An 18,366-nucleotide genomic window follows, 5' to 3' on the forward strand; every position below is an offset into this window, starting at 1 on the left:
ATATACGTCGTGAAGCACCTTTTTTTGTCAGACATATCTGAAATAAGTAATAAGGAGTTGAACACTATGAAAATAACAATTAGTGGAAAAAACATTGAGGTTACACCTGGTCTAAAAGATGCTGTAGAAAGTAAGTTGGGGAAATTAGAAAGGTATTTCACTCCTGACACAGAAGTTATTGTTACTTTAAGTGTTGAAAAAGAACGTCAGAAAATCGAGGTTACGATTCCTGTAAAGGGAAGCATGATTCGTTCCGAACAAGTAAGTAATGACATGTATGTATCAATTGACCTTGTTGAAGAGGTTATTGAAAGACAGTTACGTAAGTACAAAAACAAATTAGTAGAAAAGCATCACGGTGGCGGAATATTCCAGCAGGAATTCTTCGACAGTGCACAGGATGAAGATGAAGACGATGCAGTTAAAATCGTTCGAACAAAGCGGTTTGGTATCAAACCAATGTATCCAGAAGATGCTGCAATACAGATGGAGCTTTTAGGACATGATTTCTTTGTATTCAGCAACGCTGAAACGGAAGAAGTAAATGTAGTTTACAAAAGAAAAAATGGTTCTTTTGGTTTAATCGAGCCGGAGTTCAACTAAAATAAAAAAAGTTTACGGGATGTGTTTAGCACATCCCGTTTTTTAGTCTATTATGATTCCTTTCCCATTCACGACAATAAATGATACATCCTTTTCTTTTGTGATTTTCACTCTTCCACCGCTTCCATCTATCAAAGCTTCATTTACTTTCTCAATTTGGGCCTCTTCCAATAAAAGAACAATCTGAACCTCTTCTTCATAACGCTGTTCCATGATTAGAATTTCTTCCTGTCGAATGAAGTATTCGATTTTCCCTAAATCTGTATATGCAACCCCAATCTGAAATAAACCTCCCTGCCTTACCTCTGCAATTTCCGAAGCCTTTATTCCCGCTTTCGCCCCTCGTCCGTATGCACGTATTAACCCCCCCGTTCCCAAGAGAGTTCCCCCAAAATATCGGGTCACTACAATCAGCCCATTATGAATGTCTTCCTTTAGCAATATTTCAAGAATCGGTTTTCCCGCCGTTCCGCTGGGTTCTCCGTCGTCACTGAAACGCTGAACCTCGTGATTTTTTCCGATGACATAGGCATAACAATTATGCCTTGCATCATAGTGTTTCTTTTTCACTTGTCCAATAAAGGATAATGCCTCCTCCTCCGATGTAACCGGAAATGTTTGGGCAATAAATCGTGATTTTTTTTCTTCTATCTCGTCTTCTCCTCCTTGAAAGAGGATGGAATATCGTATACTCATATTTTGATGTCCTTTCCTATCCTTACTCTATACTATAGCGAATTCTTTATGATTTTTGAACCTGTTTTTCCTTTATAATTATGAACTTTTTAGTTTTTCCTTTATTTAATGCCTCGTATTTGCTATAATTACAAATTGATAAGGAGGCACAAAATATGAATTATAGCAGGAAAGCTGCCAGTAAAAAACAAAAGCATGTTACCTCTAAGACCTCACACCAAAACAAACGAGTTGGTGTCAGACTTTTTAAAGCTTTTTTACTGTGCGTATTACTGATAGGAGTCGCCGCGGTTATCGGCGCCGGGATTTTTGTCAAAAAAGTAATTGACAACGCTCCCGATACAACACCGGCTAATGTAAAGCCAAAGAAATTTACCACCTTCGTCTATGCAGAGGATGGAACAACAGAACTTGAACGATTCAATATGGAAGGCTCAAACCGTGTGTATCGATCCATTGATCAAATTCCAGAGGATTTACAGCATGCCTTTGTTGCCATTGAAGATGAGCGTTTTTATAAACACAATGGTGTGGATTTGCAAGGTGTAGTTCGTGCTGGTATCAAAGGCATCACCTCCGGAAGCTTCAGTGAAGGAGCCAGTACCATCACTCAACAGCTACTGAAAAATACCATTTTCGATTTTACCTCTGAGAAAACCTTCATGGACAGATTGGAGCGAAAAATCCAGGAACAATATCTTGCACTACAAATTGAAAAGCAGATGGATAAAGAAACCATTTTAGAGAATTATATGAATACGGTTAACTTGGGACAAAACTCTCTTGGAGTACAGACAGCTTCCAAGCGGTATTTTAATAAAGATGTCTCTGAATTGACCCTTTCTGAATCTGCCGTTATTGCAGGAATTACACAGAATCCAACTGGCTACAATCCAATTACAAATCCTGACGCAAATAAAAAGAGGCAGGTGCAAGTATTGGATCATATGTTAAAAGCTGAATACATTACCCAGGAAGCATATGATGAAGCCGTTGCCGATGATGTATATGCTCGTATTCAAAGCGTTAATAATGAAATTGGAACAGATCCTCCCACAACCTATTTTATTGATGCAGCATCACAACAAATTATAAAGGATCTGGAAGATCAATTAAGCTATTCTAAAACCCAGGCCTACAATACAGTTTATAGTGGCGGACTTAGTATTATTACCACACAGAATCCTGGCATACAGCAGATTTGTGATGAAGAAATGAATAATCCTGCAAATTATCCTGCTCTTGTGGAATACGGCCTGGATTATGCCCTTACCGTAACCAGAGCAGATGGTTCTATTGAGAATTTTGGTTCGGAGCATGTAAAACAGTATGCAGAAGCAGGCGGAAAACCTTTTGGACTTCTCTATTCGTCCCTTGAAGAAGCTCAAGCCTATATCGTTGCCTTCCGTGCAACAATTGCCAGAGAAGGAGATGAGTATGATGAATACTACAACCTTGCACCACAGCCCCAAGCTTCTCTTACAATTATGGATCAACATACTGGTGAAATTAAAGCTATGGTTGGCGGACGTGGAGAGAAACCAACAAGCTTAAGTCTGAACAGAGCCTATACTGGTTCGAAAAGACAACCCGGTTCTACCTTCAAGATTGTAACTGCTTATGCGCCTGCACTCGATTCTGCGGGAATGACCTTAGCAACAATTGAACAGGATACTCCTTATACTAAGAGTGATGGGCAGCCTTTGAAAAATGCAACTGGTACATTTAGCGGTAGTGTTACCCTTCGAACTGCAATTAATGAATCTATGAATACGGTTGCTGTTCGTGTAGTAAATACACTTACGCCTCAAGTAGGAATTGATTATGCAAAGAAATTAGGAATCACAACCTTAATTGAAACACCAACAGACTATGGAAACGGACTTCATTCTGATTTGATTGAGCTGCTTCCACTTGGAGCACTAACGGAGGGTGTTTATAATTACCAAATGTGTGGCGCCTATGCTGCAATTGCAAATAACGGAACTTATATTAAGCCGACTTTATACAAGCAAGTCTTGGATCATGATGGCAATGTTCTTCTGGATGGTACTGGCGAAACCTCACAGGCTATTAAAGACAGTACTGCTTACCTCTTAACCTCTGCCATGGAAACTGTTGTCACACAGGGAACTGGTAAAGAGTATCAGCTGGATAATATGCCAGTAGCTGGTAAGACTGGAACCACAGATGATCAAATCGATTTTTGGTTTGTTGGTTTTACACCTTATTATACCTGTGCAGTGTGGATTGGTTATGATATGAATAAACCAGTAGCCTATAACTTTAATTCCAATATATGGCGAGGTGTTATGTCCAGAGTTCATGCAGGACTGGAACGTAAAGAATTTGAAAAACCGGCTTCTGTTGAACAACTCAGCATCTGCCGTACAACAGGAAAGCTCGCCCGCTCCTGGTGTCCTACAATAACTGAATATTTTGCTCTTGATTCCGCACCAAAGGAAACTTGTCCAGGCCATGGAAGCAGTAACAGCTGGAATCAACCTTATGATAACTCTACAAATACTTCAGACAATAGTACTAACACAGAAAATAGCACGGATCAAACAGATCCAAATGCAGAAACTAATCCAGAGCCCACTCCGGAAGAGCCAACACCAGAGCCTACTCCGGAGACTCCAACACCGGAGCCTGCTCCGGAAGGTGGAGAATAAAAGATTGAGAGGTCGGTAGGTGATTATTCCCCTACCGACCTCTTAGTCTAAATTGATACAACTAATCCCTTTCACTTTAGGTTACCTTTCAACGCACACTTTCTGATCCCTACAATGTACATAATATTACATAAACATAGCAATGATATAGTTTTTAGCCAAACAAAGCAATAGTAAAGCTCTGATGAAGATTTTGACATTTTGAACATAATAATTAATGTGCTGAATTGTTCCGAAAAGAAAGAACTCCAAAAACTAAAATCAGACCATCTAGTAGGTATATAATCCTCTGGAATACTCACTCTTTTAAATATAAGTATTATAAATACTATCATAAAAACCAATAAACCAGCACTCCAAAAAAAATATTCTTTCTTTTTATTTGATGCATTTCTCACATTTTTTATTAGCTCAGTCATTAAATGACAACCTATAATTATTGGAAACAATAAACTTACCAGTTCAATACTCTCCGTAAGCAAAGAATATCTCAAAATGGTTCCTGTAATACCATACTGTGTCTCCATCTTCCGTTGTATTTCTTTTTCTGATGTTTTTGCATCAGTCCTTATTGTTATTTTCTCTAATCCTATAACTTCACTTGAATCACTTTGCACAATAAGAGTATCTTTAGCATTTTCTAATACTCCTTTAACTTGATAGGCTTTATTATTATAGATTAACTCAACTTCACTGACTTTTTTACTGCCGTATAGTTCCATTGCCGTATTCTCGTCAATTAGACATTGATTATAATCACCCCGATCTAACCATGGACTATTTGAGAAAACCAAATCGGTTCTGCCATTCATAACTAAAATCTCAACGTCTTTAGATCGATTCAAATCACTATTGGTCACTACTGCATTTCCTAAGCTCCCCCATATCACAAATGCTTTCTGGTTTTCTAATTCCGAATTGTAGTCTTGAATTTCTTTCGCCCGATTACCGGTTATTGCACTACCATCACAAAGTAATGTGCATAAATCATCCAAACCTCTCATGTATTGCTGATATTTCATAGCATGGGACATAATTCCAAATGTGATTATCAACATCAAAATTTTAATGATTATTATGTAATTAGCTTTCCTTAAATTGTTATAGGAATTATTTACAAACGATTCTACTATCATAATATTTTTCTCTTTATACGACTGCCATCTTCAATGGCTTTACTGGTTTCAACAACTATTTCACTATCAACAGGAATACTTTCACTATCAACTGCTATCCATTTGTCGTTCTTATCAATAACATTTACAGCTATTTTTTTTGCAACTAATTCTTTTCCTAGTACCGTTTCTTTCTCTTTTATAACCAGCACATAATACTTATTAGATGCATCTTGACGCAAAGCATCTAGCGGAAAGCATAACTCATAAATATATGACTGATTTTGCAAAGTGATATTTACTATCGTCCCGACCTCATATGTCCCAGATGGGACATTTACGCTTATGTTGTAATACTCCGGTTGTTCGTGGTTTAACTGCATGCTATTTATTGATAAATTTTCGGTTATGACTTCTGTATCATTACGCAATGATTCCATTTTTATCTTTGTTTTATCACCTATATATTCACTAACTGTCGCTGGGACTTGTGCCTTTGCAAGTAAATCTGAATCTAAGTCACCTAGTATCACTGTGCCTGCTTCAGTCGTCAGCGATCCCACCTTTCCAATAATTTCATTAACAATCCCCTTCTCAGGAGCCTGTATTTGACCATTGTTTTTTTGTAATTCTAATAATCTATTTAATTGTTCCTGTTCCGTAATTTCATCGGCCAATTTATCCGTACTATCTGAATTAACCTCAACATCTTCAAGAGTTCTTTTCGCATTAAGTATTATAGTTTCTCTTTCTTCTAATGACACCTCATAGGCTGTTTCCAGCTCCCTAAAAGTACTATAAAGACCCGAAGCATAAGAGTCGTCATACTCATCGCCTGCATTTGCTATATAATTTTCATACGTATAATAAGCTTCATTTTTGGCGTTTTCAGCTCGCGAAACTATAGCGTCTCCTTGTGCAACAGCACGATCATAATCCTCTTTAGCACGCTCTTTTTCAATACTTTGTTTTTCTTCTTTATTTGATAAACTACCTTGTAATTGCTCTATTTGACTTTTTAATTTTTCTTCATCAATAGTAAATAAGACCGTTTTTTCATCAACCATTTGTCCCTCACTAACATTAATAGATTTAATTAACTGGTTTTCTACCGTAGTGATAACGATTTCTTTACTCGTTGTAATTTGCCCCTGCACTTTTATATCATGGGAAATCTTTTGCCTTTCCAAGGTATTAACAGTTACTTTTGCCACCGATAAGTTATCTGCTGTTCTAGAGATAATTGTAAAAGCTATCATAAATAATAAAAATATTAATGTTGCTTTAACAACTCTTTTTTTTGTATCCATTATAATTACTCCTTCTTTGTCACTACTGTAATACCTTGTTCCAAATATCCTCTACCAAATACAAACACTAATCCACACGGAACAAACGCAATAATAGAAGTTACAAATGCTATTCCAATTTCCTCAATAGAAATATTCGGCAAAAATAATGACATTGGCCATAACGTCTTGTCTTTTAAAAAGGCTAATGGTTGTTCAATTAAATTCCAATATTCCAAAAATCCTAAGACCAAGGCCGAAATAATCCCCTGTTTTCCTAGTGGTAATCCTATATATATAAATACCTGAAAATCATTGGCACTTTCTAATTTCGCAGCTTCAATAACCTCATTAGGTATCTTAGAAAATAGATGCTGCATAATAAAAATCGGAAACGTTGAAAAAATGCACGGTAGAATTACGGAGAGATGTGAATCAACCAAAGAAATCCTGTCAAACACCAAGTATTCCGGCAACATTAAGACTTGAAAAGGCATTAACATTAACACAATATATACAAAGTAAATTACCTTTTTTAAAGGAAACGTATATTTCGCCAATCCCCAGGCCGCTGGAATCGCAATTATCATTTGCCCAACTAGAATTACCATAACAATTTTTATAGAATTCCAAAACATCACAAAAAAAGATGGGGCATCTACTAGTAATTCAATGTATGATTTCAAAGAAAAATTCCACGGAAATAATCCCCAACTCGCATAACCTTCGCCATCTATAAGAACCGGCGATAAATAACTATATAACATATCGCTATTCATGAAAGATCCCACTATCAAAAAAACAACCGGGTAAGCTGCTATACCCGCAAGTAAACACAATATAAACAAAATCACTTTATTCTTCATCTCTGTCATTCCTTCGTGTTCCAACATTTATATAGTGCCACGATTGGAACCAGAAGTATTATTGATAAGAGCGTTGCTCCTGCTGACATTTTCTCAATATCTAAATCTCGAAACCAATTATTAAATAGATGTTGCAGCATATATATACTCTTATTGGGATAATCACCAGCTAATAGATACGCTTCCCTGAATATTTTAAACGAATTAATAATAGATATTACCATTGTGACAAATAGTGTTGACCTTAAATTTGGCAGTGTAATATAGCAAAAGCATTCCTTGTCCCCTGCACCATCAACACGAGCCGCCTCATATATTTGCTTTGGAATAGTCGAGAGACCTGCAAGCCATAATACAATACTATATCCCAAATTTTTCCACAAATAACTGAACACTAAAATTCCAAATGAATATTTACTATTTATCCAATCAACGCCTTTAATACTAAATGTATTGAATATCCCATTAAGAAATCCCTGATCATCAAATAATAGTCTCCACAATAATACAATAGAAACTACCGGTATGGATAAAGGAAACAGAAAAATACTTTTAAACGTATTTGTTATTGCAGCTACATGTTCATGAAGATAAACAGCAATTATTAACGAAAGAACAAGCAATATAGGTATACATGTAACAATAAATTTCAGACTATTATACGCTGCTAATTGAAAAGAATCATTAAGAATCACTCTCTTGAAATTGTCAAATCCTACGAACTTTCTGTTCCAAACATTTATAAATGCGTAGAAAATAACATTTATGTATGGGATAACTAATATACATATTACACCGATTAGACTCGGTAACATAAAAATAAGTCCGACCGTTTTCTTCCTTTTACCATTTCTACGATTCATTTCCAACTATTCTTCCCTTTTTTAATGTTATAGTCCTGTCACACATATCTACAATTTTCTTGTTATGGGAAATAACAATACATATTTTTTTCCTTATTCTTGATTGTATATATTGATTTTTTCCATTATTTCACTAACTACAGAGCTAACAGCTATATCTCCAGCTAATGAATTTCCCGCACTCTCCAATATTACTTTCTTTATGTATGAGTCTCTTAATATCGGTTTATTTAACTCTTCAAAATGACTTACAAATTTATCCGCTTCACTTTCTGTATAAGGATGTATTTGGAATCCAGTAGTTTCGTCAATATTCGTATAAACATTGTGTCTATCATCTTGTAAACAAACTTTTAGTGCTTCTTTATTATTAGGAAACCCTGTAATATTATCGTTACTTTGAACCTTTTTCGACATAGTAAAATTTATAAATTTTTTTGCCAATTCGCCTTTCTTACTTGCTGCGCTAATGCCTAAAATACCTGCTGGAATATATACTTTCTCACTATTGTCGCTAAGCAAACAATATTCTTTTGATTCATCAGCATTAGTAATTTCATTTAATATTGGGATAAGCTTCACAAAATCAACATAGTCAAATGTAATCGCCCTATCATCTGCAACCCAGTTAAAGTAATTAACTGTTACATAGACACCATTCTTCTCTGCACTATTGTTTCTCCAACTATCACTTAATTCCGGATATCCACATTTACTATATAATGTTCTAATACAAGAAATATATTCAGTTAATAGTTTTTCCTCAATTTCAGTGTCTGTTCCTATCATTGGTTCAACATATGAAGAATAAAGAAATTCCATCATCTGCATGAATTCTTCTTCACTATAGTTCATTTGATTGTCTACTTTTTTGATGTACTCTTCAATAGCCGAAATACTATCGCTACTCTCCCCAAGCCCTACTTCTCCCTCTAATGCAAGTAATACAATTCTACTCGGCACTGCTAAGATTTCGTCTTCAGAGGATTTGAATTGCTCAACCACATTTGCAAAATATTTATCAGCTTTGATAGTTTCAGCCAAATCCATTAGCAGCCCTTTCTCCATATAGGAGGTATATGGCAAATCATCTAGGACTAATATATCAGGCCCCTTGTTGGTCATTATTTCTGTGTTTAAATTTTTAATTACATCTGTTTCTGTAGCAATATTACCATCTGATATTCCCACCTTGTAGTTAACCTTAATATTCGGATATTCTATTTCAAAAGCATTTATTGCCAATTCAACATTTTGGTTATTATAAAGCGAATATATTGTTAGTTCTTCTTTTACACTCTCCTCATCTTTTTCCGTTGTATCCATCCAATACATAGAATATTGATTAGATTGCATGTTTATTGCTATTAGATATAAATCTTTGTTATATACCTCAGCATCCAAAATATATTGCTGCAGTAGCTCTCCTGCACCCTCTCCCTTCAAATCACAAACTTGCTCTACGCCATTCTCAGCATTCCTAAACAAGCCGAAACTATTGAACACATATAATTGTTCTCTTTCATGTTTAAGAACGATATTGCTTTCAAATGAAGGAATGGATTCCTTCACATATGTATTATTCAAACGATCTATTAACTCATCATCTTCATTTTCTTCCCCAGTATTCATATCCCATGATAATATTTCATGATTAGTCGCCATTAAAATCATATCATTGTATTGAGAACAACCTAAAATATATCCATGGTTGTTTTCATAGGACTTGTTAATTTCTCCATTTTCTATGTTTATATAGTGTAAATCAAAATTCTCATCCATTGCCAAAAGATTCCCGTCATCAGAAAATTCCGTATTCAAAATATAATTGACTGCACTTTCTGGCAACCATTCAAATTCTTCATTATGCTCCCTTTTTGCCTTGTCTATCTCTGGCAATTTCAAATTAACAGGCACTATTTTACTCTCCTTCATATAATAGTATTTAGCGCCTTCAACGCCTCCATCCTCATTATATTCTAGAGACTTCCAAAAAATTTCGTTACTTTTCGAAGCATATGCTCCCACTTTTTCATTTTCGGCTTTTTCAAACAAATCTGTGGAATTGTAAGCTTCTTCCCACGTATTCCCTTTATCACCTGAATCATAAATTGCAACCTCATTACCTATAGTCGCTACTAGCCGCAATATTCCGTCTTCCATAACAACCATATCAAAGACCGTGTCAATATTTTCCGGTAACAATAATTCTTTAATTTCTTCACTTCTATCTATTTCTTTCGATGCATTCTCTTTATTAGCCTCATCAAAACCAGTACATCCTGACAACATTCCACATACTGCCAAAATAACACTTATTATTAGTGCTAACCTTGTTTTTGTAACATGCATATTAAAGTTTTCCCCTTCCCATTGCTATATAATCATGGAGTGTAAACATCTCATCCTGCTTACACTCCATGCATACAGTCTTCTAGACTCCGTACATATACATTCTGCCATCTGCAAATGGACCGCCACCTCTGTATGCTTCCCATACTTTCCAGCCTGAACTGTAATAATGTGTTATTCCACCTTTGCTTAAATAGTATTGTCTGCAATGATAGCCACCATTAAGCTTATTACCGCTCTTGAATATATGTCTTTCTTTTTACAAAAAGATTATCACTCTATGTTTATAATGTCAAGTTTATATTTTTATATATATTTCTTTTGGTGTCTGTCTCCGCATTAAAAAAAGAAGATCGACGCAATTGCGTTAATCTTCCTTTTTACTATATTTCACTTAAAATTATTCACCTAATATTAATTTAGCTCCACCGTAAATACCTGCATCATTTCCCAGCTCAGCAAGAGCAAACTTCAATTCTGTATTGGCAAAGAAGGCAACTGCTTCAAAGTGTTTCTTCACATATTGAATCAATATCTCTCCTGCCTTCGAAACACCTCCGCCGATTACAACCACGGCAGGGTCTACTACCACACAGAGGCTTGCAATGGCGTCTCCCAGTATTCCAGAGAACTCTTCCACAATCTCTGTGGCTATAGCATCTCCTTCCTTTAAACAGTCGAATACGGACTTTGCAGAGACCTCACGTTCTCTTAGTAAGGAAGGTGCACCGTCCTTTTCCAATCTTTTTCTTGCCAGTCTTGCAATTCCAGTTGCAGATGCGTACTGTTCAAGACATCCTTTTCTTCCGCAACCACACACTGTTTCTTCCTGCATATTCACACGCATATGCCCGATTTCTCCTCCGGCACCATGTTCTCCCACAAGAGGGCGTCCATTAATAATAATACCTCCGCCGACACCAGTTCCCAGTGTGATAACAATAAGATTTTCATAGCCGGCTCCACCGCCAACCCACATTTCTCCAAGGGCAGCTATATTCGCATCATTTCCTACTTTTACAGGTAAGTCTAAACCTTCTTCCAATTCCAGTTTTATATCTTTGAAATCCCATCCTAGATTTGCAGTGCTTTTCACTCGTCCAAATTTATCAACTGGTCCTGGAATTCCTACCCCTAAACCAATTATCATGCTTTTATCCAATTTATTTTTGTTTATATTTTCTTTGATGGTTCCACATACATCTGGAAGTATTGCTTCACCTTTGTTTTCTGTATTTGTAACAATTTCCCACTTCTCAATTAGTTTGCCTTCATCTGTAAAAAGACCTAATTTCACAGTCGTTCCACCGATGTCTACACCATAACAGTATTTCATCTGTACCCCCTACTTTGACAAATTTTCTTGTACTCTTTTGTATAAAGCTTCGGCAGCATTGTATCCCATTTGCTTTTGTCTGTGATTTACAGCTGCTGTTTCAACAATGATTGAGAGATTCCTTCCCGGTCTAATAGGAATCTGATGGCAAACCACCTTGTTTCCTAAGAATTCTGTATAGCGTTCATCCATACCCAGACGGTCATAGTCTCTTTCTCTATCCCATTCCTCTAAGGTAATAACCAAATCAATATTCTGTGTCTCTCTGACACACTGTACACCGTATAAAGTTTTTACGTCTACAATCCCAATACCACGAAGCTCAATGAAGTGTCGTGTAATTTCAGGTGCTGTACCTACCAAAGTAATATCACTTACCTTGCGGATTTCTACCACATCATCACTTACAAGACGGTGCCCTCTTTTGATTAGTTCAAGAGCCGCTTCACTTTTACCGATACCACTTTCTCCTGTAATCAACACACCTACACCAAAAACATCTACTAAAACCCCATGGATGGAGATACGAGGTGCCAATTCAACGTTCAGCCAGCGAATAATCTCTGCTGTTAGCTCTGAGGTGGGTTTCTGTGAAACAAACACTGGAACTCCGGCTTTTGTCGCTTCCACAACCATCTTTTCATCTGGCTTTTGTCCACGTGTATAGATAATGCCTGGAATTTTGTAAGATAACAATTTCTTAATTCTTTTTTCCCTACACTCCTTATCCAGCTTTTCTAAGTATGTATTTTCAACGTGTCCAATTATCTGTACACGCTCAGAATCAAAATGATCAAAAAAACCCGTAAGCTGTAATGCAGGCCTGTTAATATCCGGCACCGCTACAGACTTATCTGTGTAGTCCACATCCGGGGTTGCGTTTTCCAGTCCCATTTTCTCTACAATTTGTTCCATTTCAACTACTCTATCCATTCTGAACCCTCCTCATTTTCGTTACTGTTAGTCATTATAGCACAGACATGGAAGAAGTTGTAGACTTCTGTTGCTGATTTTTCATTCATGCTTGGTAACTTCTTAAGTTCTTCCACACTTGCCTCTTTAATTGCTTCTATATTTTCAAAACTCCGCATCAATTCTTTTCGTCTGGCTGGCCCAATACCTTTTATATCATCCAAAATTGAATGTACCTGCCCCTTACTTCGTAAACTACGGTGATAAGTAATTGCAAAGCGATGGGCTTCATCCTGTATGCGGGTGATTAATCGAAAAGCTTCTGAATCCTTTTCCAAAGGCAATTCTTTATTCTCATAAAAAAGGCCTCTCGTTCTATGATAATCATCTTTCACCATCCCGGTAACTGGTATACTCAAATGCAGCTTTTCCAAAACATCTTTTGCAATATTTACCTGTCCCTTTCCCCCATCCATCATAATTAAGTCGGGAAATACAGAAAACTTACTTCCTTCTCTCTTCTCATTTCTCTCTTCTAAACCATGGGTAAAACGACGGGTCAATACTTCTTCCAAACTCTGGTAATCATTGCTTCCCTTTACTCCCTTAATTTTGAACTTACGATAATCATTACGCTTTGGCTTCCCTTTCTCATACACAACCATAGATCCAACCGACATAAACCCGCTTATATTTGAAATATCATATGCTTCAATTCGATTCACCTCTTTGAGACCCAGATGTTTCGCAATATCATTCGATGCCCCAATTGTCCTCGTTTCCTCCCGAATCAATCTCTCTTTATCAGAATTCAAGACAATAGATGCATTTTTCGTAGCCAGCTCCACCATTTTCTCTTTCTTTCCCTTCACCGGAACGAAAATCGAAACCTTTTGCCCTCTCTTATCTGTAAGCCACTGTCCAATCACTTCCTGATCCTCGATTTCTACCGGAAGCATAAGCTCTGATGGAATATAGGGAGTTCCCGCATAAAATTGAGTTATAAAACTAGAAAGAATATTCTCCCTTTGATCCCCTTCACCCACCTTCATATAAAAGTGATCCCGGCCAATGAGACGACCTTGACGAACAAAGAAAATCTGAACCACAGCATCCTGCTTCTCTCTTGCTATTCCAATTATATCTCGGTCAAAACCTGCAACATCTGTAATTTTCTGTTTTTGTGCCAGTTTACCAACGCTCTTAATTAGCTCCCGGTATTCAATGGCTTTTTCAAACTCCATATCTTCAGATGCTTTTTCCATCCTTTGATTTAAATCCTTTAGGAGCTCTTCATATTTACCATTTAAAAAACGAATGAGCTCTTCAACATATTCCCGATACTCATCCTTTTCAATATATCCCTGACAAGGTGCCTTACACTGATGAATCTGATAATAAAGGCACGGTCTTTCCTTTCCTATATCTTTCGGTAAAACACGGTTACAGCAGCGAATATGATACAATTTCCTGGTTAATTCAATAATATCTTTTACAGCAGTCGAACTTGTATACGGTCCGAAATATTTCGCCTTATCTTTTCCGACTCTTCTTGCCAGCATAATACGCGGGAAAGCTTCTTGAACAGTAACCTTTATATAAGGGTAAGATTTGTCATCCATCAGCATAGTATTGTACTTCGGACGATGCTCTTTTATCAAATTACACTCTAAAACTAAGGCCTCAACCTCAGAGTCGGTAACAATATATTCAAACCGTGAAATATGGGTGACCATCCGGTCAATTTTAGCTCCCTTACTTCTACTCATTTGAAAATATTGTCTTACCCGATTCTTAAGACTGATGGCCTTTCCTACATAAATGATTTCATCATTTTCATCATGCATCAGATATACGCCCGGCTTTGCCGGTAACTTTTTAAGCTCCTCTGGTATATCAAACATTTTATTCCGCTTCCACTTCTGTTTCCTTAACTTCTTCTGTTACTTCTTCTGTTACTTCTTCTACTTTATTTTCTTCTAATCTCTTTGTTTCCTTTTTCTCTTCCGGATCAATTCCTTCTACTTCATAGAAGATGCTCATAAACTCTTTTCCTGTTATCGTTTCCTTCTCAATCAAGTGAGCAGCAATCTTATCCAGTGCCTCTCTATGGGCAATCAGCATTTCTTTTCCTTCTTCATAGGATTCTTTTAGCATCTTCATTACTTCTTTATCAATTTCCGCTGCTGTTTCTTCCGCACAATTTTGTACAGCTCTTCCGTCCAAATATCTATTTTGAATAGATTCCAAACCAATCAAACCAAATTTCTCACTCATACCATACTGGGTAATCATAGATCTTGCCAATGAGGTTGCTCTTTCAATATCATTAGAAGCTCCTGTTGTAATTGTATCAAACACGATTTCTTCTGCTGCTCGTCCAGCAAGCATGGTGACTAACATTGCTTGAAGTTCTTTCTTTGTATTTAAGAACTTCTCCTCTTCCGGTGTTTGCATAACATATCCCAAGGCTCCCATAGTTCTTGGCACAATGGTAATCTTTTGAACGGGCTCAGCATCTTTTTGCAAAGCCGTTACCAAAGCATGACCTACCTCATGATAGGAGACAATCTTTCTCTCCTCCTGACTCATGATGCGATCCTTCTTCTCTTTTCCAACCAATACTACTTCCACTGCTTCAAACAAATCATCTTGTGATACTGCCTGTCTGCCGTGTTTAACCGCATTGATAGCAGCTTCGTTAATCATATTGGCAAGGTCTGATCCTACTCCACCTGATGTTGCAAGAGCAATTGCATCTAAATCAACGGTTTCATCCATTTTAACGCCTTTAGAATGAACCTTTAATATATCGACACGTCCCTTTAAGTCTGGTTTCTCCACAATAATTCGTCGATCAAATCGACCCGGACGAAGAAGTGCAGGATCTAAAATTTCAGGTCGGTTCGTTGCTGCAAGAAGAACCAAGCCTCTGTTTGAATCAAATCCATCCATCTCAGATAAAAGCTGATTTAACGTTTGCTCCCGCTCATCATTGCTTCCCATTTGATTATCACGGCTTTTTCCAATTGCATCAATCTCATCAATAAAAATAATACATGGTGCCATATCCTGTGCTTGCTTAAACAGATCTCTCACCCGGGATGCACCAACACCTACATACATCTCCACGAAAGCAGAACCTGTAAGTGAGAAAAACGGAACCTTTGCTTCTCCAGCAACTGCTTTTGCAAGCAGAGTCTTTCCAGTTCCTGGCGGTCCGACTAAAAGAGCACCTTTCGGCAGCTTTGCACCAACACTGGTATATTTACTTGGATTATGGAGAAAATCTACTACTTCCTGAAGTGACTCTTTTGCCTCGTCCTGACCAGCCACATCTAAGAAGGTTACTCCGGTTTCTTTTTGAACATACATCTTCGCGTTGCTTTTTCCAACGCCCATCACTCCGCCGCCTTTTGACATTTTTCTGGTCATCCAGACAATCATACCCACAATCAATGCTAATGGCACGAAGGTCATAATCACCTGAAAGATAGCCGCTGATGTTGTATCCGGTATTTCTTGATTATATTCTACGTTTGCTTTGTATAGACGGTTCGGTAGAGTATCATCATTAACACGGCCAGTGTAATATTCCTTTTGAATATCACTGCCTTCCTTTTTCTTCTCCAAAATAATGAGTTTATCATTTTCGATTTGGACTTTTTCTACCTTTCCCTCATCAACCATTTTTAAAAATTTATCATAACTAATTTCTGCCGAGGTCATATTCCCTCTTAATGCGTACATTGCTACCAAGATTAATGAGGTGATTAACATAACCATAATCACAAAAGTAAGATTATTACGATTTGGATTTTGGTTGCCATTCCTATTATTCCCAGGGCCTTTATTGTTGTTTTGATTATTCATCTATTTCCTCCTGTTTTGTCACCTTCATTAATTATAAGTTTCACCCCTTGCAAAATCAATACAAACATTATGAAAATACCGTGAACTATCTTAATATTAAGCTAAAAATCAAGGCCGAAGCTGTTCGTTCATGATAAAAATCAATTAAAAACAACTTCGACCTTTGGGTTATTCCTTACTTTTTAATGCTGCCTCCACAAATCCCTGAAACAGTGGATGGGGTCTATTTGGACGAGATTTTAATTCTGGATGGGCTTGGGTTGCCAAGAACCATCTATGCTCTGGTATTTCAATCATCTCTACAATTCTTCCATCAGGAGAAAGTCCTGAGAGCATCATCCCATTGGCCACCAACTCATCTCGATAGTCATTGTTCACTTCATAACGGTGTCTGTGACGTTCCGCAATCTCTTCCTGACCATACAATCCATAAGCCTTTGAATTTTTGTCCAATACACAAGGATAAGAGCCAAGTCTTAGCGTCCCGCCAATATCTTCAATTCCAATTTGCTCTGGCATAATATGAATCACTGGATGGGTTGTATCAGGTTTTAACTCCGCACTATGTGCATCATGATATCCCAAAACATTTCTCGAAAATTCAACAATCGAAAGCTGAAGTCCAAGACACAATCCAAGAAATGGAACGTTATTGATTCGTGCATAATGAATTGCCACAAGTTTTCCATCAATACCTCTGTCTCCAAAACCGCCTGGCACAAGGATTCCGTCTACATCTCCAAGAAGCTCATTCGCATTTTCTTCTGTTACCTCTTCCGAGTCAATCCATTTAATATTTACCGTTGCTCTTTTAAAAATCCCTCCATGCTTCAAAGCCTCTACCACGCTAATGTAAGCATCATGGAGCTGAATGTATTTGCCTACTAATGCAATTTTCACTTCTGCTGTTGGATGCTTTAAATACTCCACCATCTCTTTCCAGTCTTTTAAATCCGGCTCTGAATTTTCCAACTTCAAACACTCACATACCACTCCGGCAAGGTTTTCTTCCTCCATAGCAAGAGGAGCCTCATACAGATACTCTACATCGAGATTTTGTAAGACACGTTTCGCAGGCACATTACAAAAAAGAGAGATTTTTTCTCTTATACCTTGATCCAATGGATATTCCGAACGGCACACGATAACATCTGGCTGGATTCCCATTTCTTGTAAATCCTTTACACTTGCCTGGGTCGGCTTTGTCTTCATTTCTTGAGAAGCTCTTAAATATGGAATTAAAGTAACATGAATCAGTGCCACGTTTTCTCTGCCCTTTTCATGCTGAAACTGCCGGATTGCTTCTAAGAATGGCTGACTCTCCATATCTCCAACAGTTCCTCCAACTTCAATAATCGCAATTTCTGTGTTTTTTGCTGCTGGATTCCTATAGAAGCGGTCTTTAATCTCATTGGTGATATGAGGAATTACCTGTACGGTTCCTCCGCCAAAGTCTCCTCTTCTCTCCTTTTGCAAAACAGACCAGTAAATTTTACCAGTGGTAACATTGGAATTTTTGCTTAAGCTCTCATCAATAAATCTTTCATAATGACCCAAATCCAGATCTGTTTCGGCTCCATCATCCGTCACAAACACCTCTCCATGTTGAACGGGATTCATGGTTCCCGGATCAATATTGATATAAGGATCAAACTTTTGCATTGTTACGGTATATCCTCTAGCTTTTAATAATCTCCCAAGAGAAGCAGCTGTTATACCTTTTCCTAGCCCTGATACAACTCCACCTGTTACAAATACATACTTAACTGACATATTTTCCTCCTTA

General features: G+C 37.3%; 13 protein-coding genes. 2 read left to right on the forward strand and 11 right to left on the reverse strand.

What is annotated here, in order from left to right; translation table 11 throughout:
• Positions 1–66 precede the first annotated feature (66 nt).
• A complete protein-coding gene (hpf, locus tag NHH15_RS03340; RefSeq protein ID WP_262065228.1) occupies positions 67–603 on the forward strand; it encodes a ribosome hibernation-promoting factor, HPF/YfiA family in 537 nt (178 codons plus the stop codon).
• A 42-nt stretch (positions 604–645) separates the two neighbouring features.
• Here the strand turns inward: hpf and NHH15_RS03345 are convergent, their stop codons facing one another.
• Complete coding sequence (locus tag NHH15_RS03345; protein ID WP_262065229.1) at positions 646–1,299, reverse strand: YigZ family protein; 654 nt, start codon at positions 1,297–1,299, stop codon at positions 646–648.
• 155 nt (positions 1,300–1,454) lie between these two features.
• Here NHH15_RS03345 and NHH15_RS03350 point away from each other — a divergent pair, with 155 nt between their 5' ends.
• Positions 1,455–3,974, forward strand: a complete 2,520-nt coding sequence (locus NHH15_RS03350) for a transglycosylase domain-containing protein (RefSeq protein ID WP_262065230.1) — start codon at positions 1,455–1,457, stop codon at positions 3,972–3,974.
• 71 nt (positions 3,975–4,045) lie between these two features.
• Here NHH15_RS03350 and NHH15_RS03355 read toward each other — a convergent pair whose 3' ends face one another.
• From NHH15_RS03355 to NHH15_RS03400, 10 genes are all read right to left on the reverse strand, one after another.
• A complete protein-coding gene (locus tag NHH15_RS03355) occupies positions 4,046–5,110 on the reverse strand; it encodes a hypothetical protein (RefSeq protein WP_262065231.1) in 1,065 nt (354 codons plus the stop codon).
• Positions 5,107–6,399: an HlyD family secretion protein gene (locus NHH15_RS03360; RefSeq protein WP_262065232.1), complete on the reverse strand. Its 1,293-nt coding sequence runs from the start codon at positions 6,397–6,399 to the stop codon at positions 5,107–5,109. The genes NHH15_RS03355 and NHH15_RS03360 overlap by 4 nt, the downstream gene beginning before the upstream one ends.
• A 5-nt stretch (positions 6,400–6,404) precedes the next feature.
• Complete coding sequence (locus NHH15_RS03365; protein ID WP_262065233.1) at positions 6,405–7,244, reverse strand: carbohydrate ABC transporter permease; 840 nt, start codon at positions 7,242–7,244, stop codon at positions 6,405–6,407.
• A gap of 5 nt (positions 7,245–7,249) precedes the next feature.
• Positions 7,250–8,107: a carbohydrate ABC transporter permease gene (locus NHH15_RS03370; protein ID WP_262065234.1), complete on the reverse strand. Its 858-nt coding sequence runs from the start codon at positions 8,105–8,107 to the stop codon at positions 7,250–7,252.
• Between the two features lie 93 nt (positions 8,108–8,200).
• Entirely contained in the window at positions 8,201–10,459 is a 2,259-nt protein-coding gene (locus NHH15_RS03375) for an ABC transporter substrate-binding protein (protein ID WP_262065235.1), read from the reverse strand.
• Between the two features lie 400 nt (positions 10,460–10,859).
• Positions 10,860–11,795, reverse strand: coding sequence for an ROK family glucokinase (locus tag NHH15_RS03380; RefSeq protein WP_262065236.1), 936 nt, complete (start codon positions 11,793–11,795; stop codon positions 10,860–10,862).
• Positions 11,796–11,804: 9 nt separating this feature from the next.
• On the reverse strand, positions 11,805–12,728 hold the full coding sequence (hprK, locus tag NHH15_RS03385) for an HPr(Ser) kinase/phosphatase (protein ID WP_262065237.1): 924 nt from the start codon (positions 12,726–12,728) through the stop codon (positions 11,805–11,807).
• Positions 12,716–14,611 (reverse strand): excinuclease ABC subunit UvrC, encoded by a 1,896-nt coding sequence (gene uvrC / locus NHH15_RS03390; RefSeq protein WP_262065238.1) that lies wholly within the window; start codon positions 14,609–14,611, stop codon positions 12,716–12,718. Before uvrC ends, hprK begins: the two co-directional genes overlap by 13 nt.
• Position 14,612: 1 nt before the next feature.
• Complete coding sequence (gene ftsH / locus NHH15_RS03395) at positions 14,613–16,580, reverse strand: ATP-dependent zinc metalloprotease FtsH (protein WP_262065239.1); 1,968 nt, start codon at positions 16,578–16,580, stop codon at positions 14,613–14,615.
• 168 nt (positions 16,581–16,748) lie between these two features.
• Positions 16,749–18,353 carry a CTP synthase gene (locus tag NHH15_RS03400; protein ID WP_262065240.1) on the reverse strand — a complete coding sequence of 535 codons (1,605 nt, stop codon included), beginning with the start codon at positions 18,351–18,353 and terminating at the stop codon, positions 16,749–16,751.
• Positions 18,354–18,366: the final 13 nt, after the last annotated feature.

The sequence above is a fragment of the Aequitasia blattaphilus genome, from assembly GCF_024721305.1.
Classification (GTDB): domain Bacteria; phylum Bacillota; class Clostridia; order Lachnospirales; family Lachnospiraceae; genus Aequitasia; species Aequitasia blattaphila.

Excerpts from the sequence above, each read along its gene's own strand:
- hpf (WP_262065228.1), top strand. The coding sequence starts at position 67 with ATGAAAATAACAATTAGTGGAAAAAACATTGAGGTTACACCTGGTCTA.
- NHH15_RS03345 (WP_262065229.1), bottom strand. The coding sequence starts at position 1,299 with ATGAGTATACGATATTCCATCCTCTTTCAAGGAGGAGAAGACGAGATA.
- NHH15_RS03350 (WP_262065230.1), top strand. The coding sequence starts at position 1,455 with ATGAATTATAGCAGGAAAGCTGCCAGTAAAAAACAAAAGCATGTTACC.
- NHH15_RS03355 (WP_262065231.1), bottom strand. The coding sequence starts at position 5,110 with ATGATAGTAGAATCGTTTGTAAATAATTCCTATAACAATTTAAGGAAA.
- NHH15_RS03360 (WP_262065232.1), bottom strand. The coding sequence starts at position 6,399 with ATGGATACAAAAAAAAGAGTTGTTAAAGCAACATTAATATTTTTATTA.
- NHH15_RS03365 (WP_262065233.1), bottom strand. The coding sequence starts at position 7,244 with ATGAAGAATAAAGTGATTTTGTTTATATTGTGTTTACTTGCGGGTATA.
- NHH15_RS03370 (WP_262065234.1), bottom strand. The coding sequence starts at position 8,107 with ATGAATCGTAGAAATGGTAAAAGGAAGAAAACGGTCGGACTTATTTTT.
- NHH15_RS03375 (WP_262065235.1), bottom strand. The coding sequence starts at position 10,459 with ATGCATGTTACAAAAACAAGGTTAGCACTAATAATAAGTGTTATTTTG.
- NHH15_RS03380 (WP_262065236.1), bottom strand. The coding sequence starts at position 11,795 with ATGAAATACTGTTATGGTGTAGACATCGGTGGAACGACTGTGAAATTA.
- hprK (WP_262065237.1), bottom strand. The coding sequence starts at position 12,728 with ATGGATAGAGTAGTTGAAATGGAACAAATTGTAGAGAAAATGGGACTG.
- uvrC (WP_262065238.1), bottom strand. The coding sequence starts at position 14,611 with ATGTTTGATATACCAGAGGAGCTTAAAAAGTTACCGGCAAAGCCGGGC.
- ftsH (WP_262065239.1), bottom strand. The coding sequence starts at position 16,580 with ATGAATAATCAAAACAACAATAAAGGCCCTGGGAATAATAGGAATGGC.
- NHH15_RS03400 (WP_262065240.1), bottom strand. The coding sequence starts at position 18,353 with ATGTCAGTTAAGTATGTATTTGTAACAGGTGGAGTTGTATCAGGGCTA.